Origin of the sequence: Venatorbacter sp. C2-1 (genome assembly GCF_022832715.1) — a bacterium.
Classification (GTDB): Bacteria; Pseudomonadota; Gammaproteobacteria; order Pseudomonadales; family Oceanobacteraceae; genus Venatoribacter; species Venatoribacter alkanivorans.
Genome location: NZ_CP094879.1, coordinates 1,618,612 through 1,630,838 on the forward strand (window position 1 = coordinate 1,618,612; position 12,227 = coordinate 1,630,838).

Annotated in this window: 8 protein-coding genes and 2 riboswitches; of the genes, 5 read left to right on the forward strand and 3 right to left on the reverse strand. The window is 54.8% G+C overall.

Annotated elements, in window-relative coordinates; genetic code table 11:
• Positions 1–93 precede the first annotated feature (93 nt).
• Positions 94–207, forward strand: a riboswitch (glycine riboswitch).
• Positions 208–316: riboswitch (glycine riboswitch) on the forward strand. It abuts the riboswitch before it with no gap.
• A gap of 22 nt (positions 317–338) precedes the next feature.
• Positions 339–959 (forward strand): trimeric intracellular cation channel family protein, encoded by a 621-nt coding sequence (locus tag MT343_RS07260; RefSeq protein WP_145469465.1) that lies wholly within the window; start codon positions 339–341, stop codon positions 957–959.
• Between the two features lie 65 nt (positions 960–1,024).
• Here MT343_RS07260 and MT343_RS07265 read toward each other — a convergent pair whose 3' ends face one another.
• Together MT343_RS07265 and MT343_RS07270 are read right to left on the reverse strand one after the other, a co-directional pair.
• Positions 1,025–2,770, reverse strand: coding sequence for a bifunctional protein-serine/threonine kinase/phosphatase (locus MT343_RS07265; protein WP_145469466.1), 1,746 nt, complete (start codon positions 2,768–2,770; stop codon positions 1,025–1,027).
• Positions 2,771–2,879: 109 nt separating this feature from the next.
• Positions 2,880–3,722 carry a formate/nitrite transporter family protein gene (locus MT343_RS07270; RefSeq protein ID WP_145469467.1) on the reverse strand — a complete coding sequence of 281 codons (843 nt, stop codon included), beginning with the start codon at positions 3,720–3,722 and terminating at the stop codon, positions 2,880–2,882.
• A 365-nt stretch (positions 3,723–4,087) separates the two neighbouring features.
• Here MT343_RS07270 and MT343_RS07275 point away from each other — a divergent pair, with 365 nt between their 5' ends.
• Positions 4,088–4,945: a DMT family transporter gene (locus tag MT343_RS07275; RefSeq protein ID WP_186435944.1), complete on the forward strand. Its 858-nt coding sequence runs from the start codon at positions 4,088–4,090 to the stop codon at positions 4,943–4,945.
• Positions 4,946–4,972: 27 nt separating this feature from the next.
• Here the strand turns inward: MT343_RS07275 and MT343_RS07280 are convergent, their stop codons facing one another.
• The gene (locus tag MT343_RS07280; RefSeq protein WP_145469469.1) at positions 4,973–6,094 is read right to left on the reverse strand and encodes an alkane 1-monooxygenase; all 1,122 of its coding nucleotides are present in this window, start codon (positions 6,092–6,094) and stop codon (positions 4,973–4,975) included.
• 281 nt (positions 6,095–6,375) lie between these two features.
• Between MT343_RS07280 and MT343_RS07285 the strand changes: the two genes are divergently transcribed.
• The 3 genes from MT343_RS07285 to MT343_RS07295 all read left to right on the forward strand — a co-directional run bounded on the left by MT343_RS07285 (position 6,376) and on the right by MT343_RS07295 (position 12,227).
• The gene (locus MT343_RS07285; protein ID WP_145469470.1) at positions 6,376–7,035 is read left to right on the forward strand and encodes a GntR family transcriptional regulator; all 660 of its coding nucleotides are present in this window, start codon (positions 6,376–6,378) and stop codon (positions 7,033–7,035) included.
• A gap of 2 nt (positions 7,036–7,037) precedes the next feature.
• On the forward strand, positions 7,038–10,550 hold the full coding sequence (gene smc, locus MT343_RS07290; protein WP_145469471.1) for a chromosome segregation protein SMC: 3,513 nt from the start codon (positions 7,038–7,040) through the stop codon (positions 10,548–10,550).
• A gap of 228 nt (positions 10,551–10,778) precedes the next feature.
• Positions 10,779–12,227 carry a cell division protein ZipA gene (locus tag MT343_RS07295; protein WP_145469472.1) on the forward strand — a complete coding sequence of 483 codons (1,449 nt, stop codon included), beginning with the start codon at positions 10,779–10,781 and terminating at the stop codon, positions 12,225–12,227.

A 12,227-nucleotide genomic window follows, 5' to 3' on the forward strand; every position in this document is an offset into this window, starting at 1 on the left:
CCGGTTTTTTTGTGCCTGCGATTCAGGAGGGCGGGGATATAAAACTGATCACTCGTTCAGCATCTGGTGTTCTGTGGCCCGATTGTCTACAATGGCGACCCCGCAGGAGAGTGGTGTGTTATTTGTCACTAAGCTGGCATTCAGCCGTACACCCGCCGAAGGCGCAAACTCCCATAAACGCTCAGGCTACCGGACTGCGGGTTCATTGATAGGCCATCTGGAGAGAGGCTGCACCTGATGCAGTCCACCGAAGGAGCAAGCCGGCGGACCATTCCGTACGGTTAAACTCTCAGGTACACAGGACAGGGGGAGGGGCACAGGTTACGCAGGAGTTCTGTGTGCTGACCACTGTCTATTTAATTGCTATTACCGCTGAAGCCATGTCCGGAGCGCTCGCCGCCGGTCGTCGTAATATGGATATGTTTGGTGTTGCCTTAATCGCCTTTTTAACGGCGCTGGGTGGTGGCACTGTGCGTGATGTCCTGCTGGGTAATTTCCCGGTAACCTGGACACAGCATCCCCCTTATATTTTTCTCACGGTATCTGCCGGTTTGCTGACCATGGTGGTTGCGCGCTTTATGCATCGTTTGCAGCGTTTGTTTTTAATTCTTGATGCCATGGGCTTAGTGGCCTTTACCATTATCGGCTGCAATGTTGCGCTGAAGCTGGATTACAGTCTGCCGGTGGTGGTGATGGCTGGCATTATTACCGGTATTTTTGGCGGTATTCTGCGCGATATTCTCTGTAATCAGACGCCGCAGGTGTTGTGTCACGAGTTATACGCCAGTGTGTCGCTGCTGGTCGCGCTGCTGTATTTAACCTTGCTGCATTTTGGTGTGAACGAAAGCGTCACCATGCTGGCGGCTTTCTCCGCTGGTCTGGCCATGCGTCTGGCAGCGATTCGCTGGCGCTGGTCGCTGCCGGTATTTTCCTATGCTCCTGAGCGCTGGCAGAACTGAAATAATTGCGGGCTATTGCAGCAGTTTCCAGCTCAGCCAGACCACCGTCAGCAGCAGATTGCGGGCTATTGCAGCAGTTTCCAGCTCAGCCAGACCACCGTCAGCAGCAGTATGGCGGTGGTTGATTGCCAGAACAGCAGAGGATCGCGCTCCATTAACGGTGGCTTCTGCTGACGCAAATAATCCTCAGCGGGCTGATTAAGATTAAAAATAAACTCCGATAACTCCGCACTGCGTTTATGTGGCAGAGGCTGCAATGCTTTTGCCAGAGCAGTGTCGATCCACGGTGGTATGTTACGGTCAGATATGGCCAGCGGGCGGTATTGCAGACGTCGCTGGGCACTGACCGTTCGTGCTTTGACCACATTCAGGCCATAGGGCAGTTCGCCGCCGCTGAGCATCTGATAGGTGATGACGGCGAGAGAAAACAGATCGGAATGCGTGCCGGTATAACCGCCGCAGAAATACTCCGGCGCCATATATTGCACGGTGCCCGGAAAAGGATTTTCCGCCGGAGGCTGATGCGTTTCTGCCAGACCTGCGACCTGCACGGCACCAAAATCGATGATTTTTATGCAACCGTTAGCATCAATCATAATATTGTCGGGCTTTAAATCCTGATGCAGCATTTCCAGCCGGTGAAAAGCCCTTAAGCCTTTTGCTATCTGGGCGACGATATCCCGTACTTTAATTAAACCGGGCTTTGGGTTATCCAGCATCCACTGGCGCAGTGTCTGGCCTTCAATCCATTCCGTGGCGTTGTATAAATACTGCTTTGGCCGGTTGTTCTGTGCCGCTGCCAATACGCAGGGACTGTGGATGCGCCGGGCAATCCAGTCTTCCAGCAGAAAACGCTCAAGGCTGGCGCTGTCGGCCTGAATATCTGAGGCCGGAAATTTTAAAACGACTTTTTCACCACTGTCCTGATCGCGGGCCAGATACACATGACTGCGGCCACTGATATGCAAACGGCGTAGCAGGGTAAAACCATCGAATTCCGCACCTTCCTCCAGTGCCGGCGGTAACGTCAGCTGCTGTAATTGCTGCTGCCATTCATTAATGTTGGTATCGGGCAGAGAGGCAATATAAGCCAGCTGAATGCTGATATTGTCGTCGCTGCCCTGACTCAGAGCCAGTTCAGCAAGTTGTTGTGCACAGAGTTCGAGACTGTTGTCGCTGTGAATTTTCAGTGCCTTTGTAATGGCTGCTGTGATTTGTCCGTGGCTGACAAACTCATACAGGCCATCGGTGGCGAGAATAAAAACATCGCCGGCAGTCAGTGGCATGTTGTGGTAATCAATATCCAGCTGCTGATCCATGCCCAGCGCGCGGGCTAAATAGCTTTGTTCGGCAGAAATCTGTACCCGGTGATCCTGGGTTAATTGCTCCAGCGAGTGTCCCTGCAGATGATAAACGCGGCAGTCACCGCAATGAAAAATATGCGCCTGAGTGGATTTCAGAATCAGCGCCGAAAAAGTGCAGATATAGCCTTTATCCCGCTCCCAGGCGTACTGACTGCGCCGCGTCTGACTGTAAAGCCAGGAATTACTGGCCTGAATAACCCGCTGCGCCGATTTACGCACACTCCAGACATCGGGTGTGCAGTAATAATCTTCAAGAAAACTTTTAACGGCAGCGGCGCTGGCAATCTGGCTGACGTTACTGCTGCTGATGCCGTCCGCCAGGGCAATGGCAATGCCTTTGCGTTCTTTCTGCAGATTATCGGCAAGGCAGGCGCCGTGAAAATCCTGATTAACGGCTTTGCGTCCGGCGCAGGAATACTGGCCAAGCTGAATACGGAGAGAGGACATAAATCATCGCTGCAGGCTGTCAGCCATAAAACCCCGGCAAGCATTGCCAGGGTTTATGGCCAGGGTTTATGGCTGGTGTTTATGACCTGAGCTTTATAAAGCCCAGAATTTACATCTGTGGCTGAGTCTGGGTCGGTGCTGACATCAGCGCACGTTTTTTCGCAGTACGGACGTGGGTGGCGTACAGGGTTAAACCGGTAAAGGCCAGACCACCCACCAGGTTACCCAATGCGGTTGGAATTTCATTCCAGATAAAATAATCCATTACCGAAAATTCACCGCCCATAATCAGGCCAAACGGAAACAGAAACATATTTACAACGGAATGTTCAAAGCCCATAAAAAAGAACAGCATAATCGGCATCCACATGGCGATCACTTTACCGCTGACATTAGTGGAAATCATGGCGCCGACAACACCCATAGAAACCATCCAGTTACACAGCATGCCGCGGATAAAAATGGTGAACCAGCCGGCAGCACCGTATTCGGCATAGCCCAGGGTGCGGGCTTCACCAATATGAGCGACTTTTTCAGCAATAGCACCGCCATCGGTGTTGTAGCCGTAGGTAAAAATAAAGGACATTAAAAAGGCGACGGTTAACGCGCCACCGAAATTACCGAGAAAAACCAGTCCCCAGTTACGCAGAATCTGCCCCCAGGTAACACCGGGGCGACGATCCAGCCAGGCCAGAGGCGTCAGCATAAATACACCGGTGAGCAGATCAAAGCCCATCAGATAAAGCATGCAGAAACCAACGGGAAACAGAATGGAACCAATCAGATGTGAACCGGTTGCCACGGCAACGCTGACGGCAAAAACCGCCGCCAGAGCGAGAATGGCACCGGCCATAAAAGCGCGTACCAGGGTATCGCGGGTCGACATATAAATTTTAGCTTCACCGGCATCTACCATCTTGGTGGCAAACTCGGCAGGCATCAGATAGGACATAGCATTACCTCATTAACGTTTAAGAAATTGCTCAACAGCTGTCCGGAAATAAAAAACGGCGACCCATCCGGCTGCAGTATGCAAGCGGAGTGGACGCCGTTATCCGGAAATTCAGGTTGTGTTCCATATCGCCGTTGATGTGGAATGCAATATGTTCAGCAGGAGCTGTGCCAGTTTTATTTTTTTGCTGCCCGCTGGCATTTATCCGGGTTTTCAGCGTCTGGCCGGGTTGTTATCTTTTTTTATTGCCCCTTTTTTGCGCAATAAAAAAACAGGGTGCATCGTCCTGATTCATTTTCAGCAGGACGCTGACGTCGGTCCGGTGAACACGTAAGATGGTTTTATTTATCATCACCGGGACTGCTATGTCGTTTATGTTGTTATCTGCGCTGGCCTGGTCACTGTTCGATCTGGCGCGCAAAAAACTGACGGCTCATGCACAGCCGCTGACTCTGGCTATCTGGCTCAGTGCCGGCGTTACTCCGCTGTATCTGTTGTTGTGGTTGTCTCAGGGGGCGTCACTGCCGGAGGCGGGTTACTGGCTTCCGGGGTTGGTGTCGCTGTTGGTATCAGCATTGGCCAGTGTCTGCTATATCAAAGCACTCAGTGTCGGCCGTATCGCCTTGCTGGTGCCGGTGCTGTCGTTTACACCGGTAGTGGCGGCCCTGCTCAGCCTGTGGCTGCTGGGTGAGCAACTGAGTGGCTTACAGCTGCTGGCGATGCTGAGTATTGTCGTGGCGATTTTTCTGCTGCATTCGGGCTGGAATTTATTGCTCAGGCCAAAAGAAGCCGGTGCGGGTTTGGGGCTGATGCTGGTCGTCGCTCTGTGCTGGGGAACGGGCATTGTCTTTGACAAGGTGGCACTGACATCGGCCACGGTCTTTTTTCACGGCCTGATTCAGAGTGCCGGCATGTGTCTGGTGTTATTGCTGGCCTATAGCGTTGATTCATTACGCCGCCGTGATCGTTTGTCTGTGCCGCGTTATTCCGGCCCATGGGGATTAATGGCGCTGGCTTTACTGGTGTTTGTGCTGGCGGTCAGCGGCCAGTGGCTGGCGGTAACGGAGATTCATCCGGGCATTGTTGAAACCGTTAAACGTGGCGTCGGCATTATCGGTGCGGCCTGCTGGGGCGTGTGGTTGTTCGGTGAGAAAGTAAAGCCGTGGCAACTGCTGCTGATGCTGCTGATCATTGTTGCCACGGCGGGTCTGGCGTTGTACTGAGCCGGTGTCCTGTTCAGGGGCTGTCTGTCAGCTGCCTTGCAGCTGATGCTCTTCACCTTTGTAGTAACCTTCAACGCGGGGGTTCATTACCTTAAACCACAGTGGCGGAATCAGGGCCAGCACCACCATGGTGGCGTAACCACTGGGCAGCTGTGGGCTGACATCGTGATGGCGCAGTACCTGATAGCGACGCTTCGGATAAGCGTGGTGATCGGAGTGACGCTGCAGCTGGAACAGGAACAGATTGGTGAGCAGGTAGTTGCTGTTCCAGGAGTGTTCGATATCCGGACGCTCGTAACGGCCATTGTCCAGCTTGCGGCGGTGCAGGCCGTAGTGTTCAACGTAGTTGATCACTTCCAGCAGGCTGAAGGCAAAGAAGCTCTGGGCAGCAAAGAAAAACACCCCCATCCAGCCCCACAAAGCTCCACATATTGCTGCCAGTAAAAGGCTGAAGCCATACCACCAGATCAGTTCATTACGCCAGCTGAACGGCGAGTGGCCTTTATGACGCAGACGTTTGGCTTCCAGTTTCCAGGCATTGAGAAAGTTGTGCAGATAAGCATGGGGCAAAAACTGATACAGGCTCTGACCGTAGCGTGAAGAAGAAGCATCGGCCGGTGTTGAAACATGCACATGATGGCCGCGTACGTGCTCAACCTTAAAGCCACCATAAGAAACGCAGGCCAGTAACAGACCACCGGCCCATTGCTCAAGTCTGGGGTCTTTATGAATCAGTTCATGACCGACATTAATGGCGACAATGGCGCCCACAGTGCCGAGAGAAAGTAACCAGCCGAGTTGTCCGACCCAGTTCAGCTCTGCGCTTACAAAAACGTGTCCGGCATAAAACAGAACCGCCAGCTGCATCGGCAGGCACAGCAGCGTCAGCAGGCGGTAAAAACGCTCTTCCGACAGCTTCGGCACTTCCCGTGTTTCATCCGGATTCACCGGGTCCTGGCCAATAATGTGGTCAAGGATGGGGACAATGCCGTAAACAAACAGCAGCGGAAAGAAGGCGAGCAGATTGGCGTAACCGATGTTTTGCCACAGCCATTGCGACAGTGGCAGCAGCAATGGCGGAACCACGACCAGCAGATAGGCGTATTTTTTAAACGTCAGCATGCGTGAGCCTGGTGCTTGTTCAGACATCGACATCTCCTCATGGGGTTTGTTGTTATTGTTTGTAGGATTGTCGGACAATCTTGCGGTGATATCCGTCTTATTCTCTGGTCATTTGCGGTCAGTCTGCAGCGGAGCGGGAGTTGGTGGTACAGGCAATTGCGTCATTTCGGGTGATCCGTTGTCAATGTTGGCAGGATGGGCATCACCGGACGCAGGAATGCGCTACAGACGCTATGGCATAGCCCGGTTGTGCAGCATTCTGTGCTAATATCGCCGCCGGTTTTTTTATCAGTATGGAACAGACCCCCATGAGTTTTTCTGCGCCTGAAAGCCTTTCCGAACAGATTGCCCGCTATCTGGCGCAACGTATTATTCAGGGGCAGCTGACATCCGGTGAGCGTATTCAGGAAACCCGTGTGGTCAGTGAGCTGGAAGTCAGCCGTGGCTCGGTGCGTGAAGCCCTGCTGATACTCGAAAGCCGCCATCTGATTGATATTCTGCCGCGCCGTGGGGCCGTGGTGACCACGCTGACCGAACAGGGCGTTAACAGCCTGTACGATCTGTACATCGACCTGCTGACGATGCTGGCACAGCGGGTTGCGGAAAACTGGACCGATAACAATATCCGGCCGTTGCTGGCGCAAGTGCAGATTATTCAGGAACTGCAGCAAAGCGAAGACAAAGTCGCCTTTGTTGAATCCGGTTTTGTTCTTATGCGCATGGCATTTGCTATCGCCGGTAATCAGTATCTGGCGGAAGTACTGGAAGACTTGCAACCGGCGTTGCATCGCACCTATGCGCTGGCGATCCGCCGCTCGCCGCAGGAAACGGAGTACGCCGCGCGCTTTTTTGCCGGTTTGATGGATGCCGTGTTAAAACGCAACCTGCGGGCCCTGCCGGGATTACTACAGAACTATGGCCAGCACCAGCGCGAACTGGTACTGGCAGCGATGGCTGAGGAGGCCTGAACATGCGCTTGAAAGCCATCAAACTGGCGGGCTTTAAATCCTTTGTTGACCCGACCACCGTGCCGTTCAGCACCAATATGACCGGCATCGTTGGCCCTAACGGTTGTGGTAAATCCAACACCATCGATGCGGTGCGCTGGGTAATGGGCGAAAGCTCAGCCAAATACCTGCGTGGCGATGCCATGACCGACGTTATTTTTAACGGTTCGTCCGAGCGTAAACCGGTCAGCAAAGCCAGTGTCGATCTGATATTCGATAACAGTGACGGCACCCTGCGTGGTGAATATGCCGGTTATGCCGAAGTCAGTCTGCGTCGTCAGGTGACCCGCGATGGTCAGTCGACCTATTTCCTGAACGGAACCAAATGCCGCCGTAAAGACATCACCGACATCTTCCTCGGCACCGGCCTTGGTCCGCGCTCCTACGCCATTATCGAGCAGGGCATGATCTCGCGCCTGATCGAAGCCAAACCGGAAGAGCTGCGGGTGTATGTGGAAGAAGCGGCCGGTATTTCCAAATACAAAGAGCGCCGCCGCGAAACCGAAAACCGCATGCGCCGCACCCATGAAAACCTCGAGCGCCTGCAGGATATCCGTCAGGAACTGGAGCGGCAGTTATCCCATCTGCAGCGTCAGGCCCAGGCGGCAGAAAAATACAAAGAATTAAAAACCCAGGAACGCGAAAAAAAGGCACAACTGCAGGCCCTGAAGTGGCAGGCGCTGGATGCCGATTACCGCGTTCGCGAGCTGAAAATCGCCGAGCATCAGACCCAGTTCGAAGCCCATATGGCTGAACAGCGTGCCGCCGATGCCGAAATCGAAGGCCTGCGTCTGGAGCATCAGGAAAAAGGCGATTTGTTTAACAGCGCGCAGAGCAAATACTACGAAGTAGGTGCTCACATTGCCCGCCATGAGCAGAAGCTCGAGCATCAGGCGCAGATGGCGCTGCAGCTTGATCAGGATATGGCCGAAGCCGAAAAGGCCATCCTTGAAACTGAAAAATCGCTGGAAGAAGACCAGCTGGCGCGCGAAGCCGTCGGTGAAGAACTGATGCTGCTGGAGCCGGAGCTGGAAATGCTGCTGGCCGGTGAAGAAGAATCCGCCGCCATGCTGCTGGAGGCCGAAGAAGCCCAGAGCCGCTGGCAGGACGCCTGGGACAGCTTTACCCAGCGCGCCAGTGAGCCAACCCGCCAGGCCGAAGTGGCACAGACCCGCATTCAGAACAGTGAGCAGCAGCTTACCCGTCTCGACCAGCAGATTCGTCGTCTGGAAGAGGAACTGCAGCAGCTGAAAGACAACCCGGAGCTGGAAGAAATTCAGCTACTGGCCGAAGAAGTCAGCGAACAGGAACTGGCCGCCGACAGCCAGCAGGAACGCCTCGACAGTCTGCAGGAGCAGGTAACCACCGGTCGTGAACAGCTGGAACAGCAACGCCGTCAGCTGGATGAAGGCAAGGCGCAGTTACAGCAGATGCTGAACCGCAAAGCCACCCTCGATGCCTTGCAGAAAGCCGCCTTAGGGCAGGGCTCAGAAGCCGTCAGCCACTGGCTGGAAAGCCATCAGCTGGCGCGCAAACCGCGTCTTGCCGAACAGCTGCAGGTTGAAAGCGGCTGGGAGCGGGCGGTTGAAACCGTATTGGGCGATTACCTGCAGGCGGTGATGATCGATCAGCTTGATCCGGCACAGCACTGGCTCGGCAGTTTTAAAGAAGGACACCTCAGTTTATGGCAACAGGGACAGGGTGCTGCTGCGGTTAACACGGGTGCTGCCGGTACGCTGGCGGCCAAAGTGCAGAGCCGTCAGGACGTCAGCGGCCTGCTGGCCGGGGTTAAAGTGGCCGATGATCTGGCCTCTGCGCTGGCAGCGCGCGGCAATCTGGCCGCCCATGAATCCATTATTACCGCCGATGGTATCTGGCTTGGCCCTAACTGGTTGCGTGTTGCCCGCGCCGCTGACGGTGAGGGCGGCGTACTGGCCCGCCAGCAGGAACTTGAGGTTCTGGAAGATCAGATTGAAGAACTGGATATTCAGGTCGAAGAGTGGGATGCCGATCTGGATGCTGACCAGCTTAAGCTGCGCTCACTGGAGCAGCAGCGTGAAACCGCTCAGCGTGAACAGCAGCAGGTCAGCCAGAAGCTGATCACCCTGAAATCCCAGTTGTCCGGCAAACAGGCGCGTGCCGAGCAGTTTGCCCTGCGCAGCGACAAACTGAATCAGGATATCAGCGAAGCCAGACAGTTACAGGCGCTGGAGCGCGAAGCTCTGGAAGAGTTGCGTCTGACCTGGCAGGAAGCGATGAGCGCCATCGACGATGATACCGATGAGCGTGAACGTCTGCAGGCCGAGCGCAACCGCGTACAGCAACTGCTGGAGCGGGCGCGCATGGAGTCACGTCAGCATCAGGACAAGGCCCATCAGCTGCAGCTGAAAGTGCAGACCCTGAAGAGCCGTGAGCAGGGCTTACAGCAGGCGATCGAACGACTGGCCGCACAGATGCAGCGCCTGCGTGAGCGTAAGCAACAGATTATCGATAACCAGAACCGCGATCACAGCGCCGATCTCGACGAACTGAAAGCGGAAATGGAAGAACTGCTGGAGCGTCGTCTCAACGCTGAGCAGATTATGTCGGCTGCGCGTCATGCGCTGGAAGCGGTGGATGCCCGCCTGCGTGAGCTGGAGCAGGCCCGCGCCGATGCTGAAAAGAAAGCGCTGGATGTGCGTAACGAACTGGAAAAAGTGCGCATGGAATGTCAGGCGCTGGATATCCGTCGTCAGGCGCTGGTGGAAAACCTGCAGGAAGAAAAGCTCACGTTAAAAGACGTGCTCGACAATATGCCGGAAGAGGCGGATGCCGACAGCTGGCAGGAAGAGCTGGCGCGCATCGCTGAACGTATCCAGCGGTTGGGTGCCATTAACCTTGCGGCGATTGATGAATACCGTATTCAGTCCGAGCGTAAGGTGTATCTGGATGCGCAGAACGAGGATCTGGAAAAAGCCCTGAACACGCTTGAAGGCGCGATTCAGAAAATCGACCGTGAAACCCGCACCCGCTTCCAGGAAACTTTCGACAAGATGAACGCCGGCCTGGCCGAGCTGTTCCCGAAAGTCTTTGGTGGCGGCCACGCCTGTCTGGAGCTGACCGACGAAGATCTGCTGACCACCGGGGTGGCGATCATGGCGCGCCCGCCGGGTAAGAAAAACAGCACCATTCATCTGCTGTCCGGTGGCGAAAAAGCACTGACCGCCATCGCGCTGGTGTTCTCCATCTTCCAGCTGAATCCGGCACCGTTCTGTATGCTGGATGAGGTGGATGCACCGCTTGATGACGCCAACGTTGGTCGCTATGCGCGTCTGGTAAAAGCTATGTCGGAGAAGGTGCAGTTTATTTATATCACCCACAACAAAATTGCCATGGAGATGGCGTCTCAGTTGATGGGCGTCACCATGCACGAGCCGGGGGTTTCCCGTCTGGTGTCGGTGGATGTGGAAGAGGCCGCGGAAATGATCGACGCCTGAGGTTATCGGGCTGGCGGATCGTCTCCCCCGGCTATTTGGCTGGTCTGTGGCAGAAAGTCAGACCCCAGAATCGTGGACGGCAAAAAAGAGGCCAAAAGCGCCGTCCGGGGTCTGTTTTCGCGTGAATCGTTGTGTAACACTTTGAACCCAAATAAACCCTGCCGTTCTGATGTCCCATCGAGCGCTTTTCCGGAGCGGCAAAACAGTGAATGAAAGTCTGAGGCAACTATGGAATGGAGTTGGCGAACCGTCCTGATCCTGATCGGATTGTTAGTGATGGTGGCAATATTAATTGATGGCTTCCGCCGCATGCGCCGTGCGCGTGCTGAAGCTCTGCGTCTGGATGTCAGCAGTGATTTCCGCTTTCCGGACGACGGCCATAACCCGGAGTTGCCCGGCGGTGTTCGTGTTGTTAATAAAGCGGCCGGTCAGAGCACCGTGCAGGATGCTGATGAGGATGATGCACTGCTCGGTTTTCGTCCCGCGCAGCAGCGTGCCGCAGAGCAGGAGCGTCCGCGCCAGCCTGCACAGGAGCCGGTATTTACCGAGCTGGAAGGCAATTTCTCGACCGAAGAAGAGCCGGTTATTCCCTGGGAAGACGACCTGGGGCCTGCGCGCGTGGTGAAATCAGCCGTGGTTGTTAAACCGGTTGCCAAACCGCCGGTGGCTGAGTCTTTATCCGAACATTCTGATGCTGAAGCCAATACCGTTGCTGAGGACTCAGCAGAAGTTAATCCTGCAGAAGATATGAGCGCAGAAAAAAGCCCGGAGTATGCCGGCGTGCAGCTGGGCCATAACCAGAAAATTCATGCCAGCGCGGCTCAGGCCAGAAGCGAACATCCGGTCGAAGATCTGGATATTCCGCCATCACCACTGATTCCCAAAGCCCGTCCGGTTAATCTGGATGAGCAGTTTCCGGTGTTGCTGGATGTTGAAGAGCTGGGCGATGACGATATTAAGCCGCAGATCGAAGATGACAGCGCGGATGTGGAACCGGTGGCAAATGGCTCTGTAGCAGATACCCCGGTGTCCGATGACGCGGAAGTGAGCGCTGCCCCGGTCGTTGCAAAAGCGTCTGACCCGCAGGAAGACAATCTGCCAGAGCTTGAAGATCCTGAGCATATTGTCGATCCGCATCTTGAACAGGAAGTCGAAAAACTGCCATCGGAGCTGCCGCTGCAGCCGGTCAATTTTGCCGGTGCCAATGCCGAATCCCTGGCCAGCCGTGGTATTCCGGAGCTGGTGCTGGAAATTCATGCCATTGCCCGTGATCCGGCTGGTTTTTCCGGCAAAGATGTTCTGTTTCTGTTTAACAGTTGCGATCTGCGCTTTGGCGAAAAAGATATTTTTCACCGTTTTGAGCAGGCTGACGGTGAAGGCTGTATTCAGTTCTCGGTGGCACAAAGTTATGAGCCCGGCATTTTTGTTCCGGCGGCGATGGCGCAGCAGCATTTCCGTGGCCTGAGTTTCTTTATGAGCCTGCCGGGGGCGAAAAAGCCGCTGGAAGCCTATGAAGCCATGTCGGAAATGGCCCTGGTCGTTGCGCGTAAATTACGTGCCGATGTGTACGACGGTGCGCGCAGTGCATTAACCCCGCAGACTATGGAACACGACCGCCAGCAGATTATGGATTTTGAACGGCGTCAGCGTCTGGCCCTGAAAAAACAAGCTAAATAA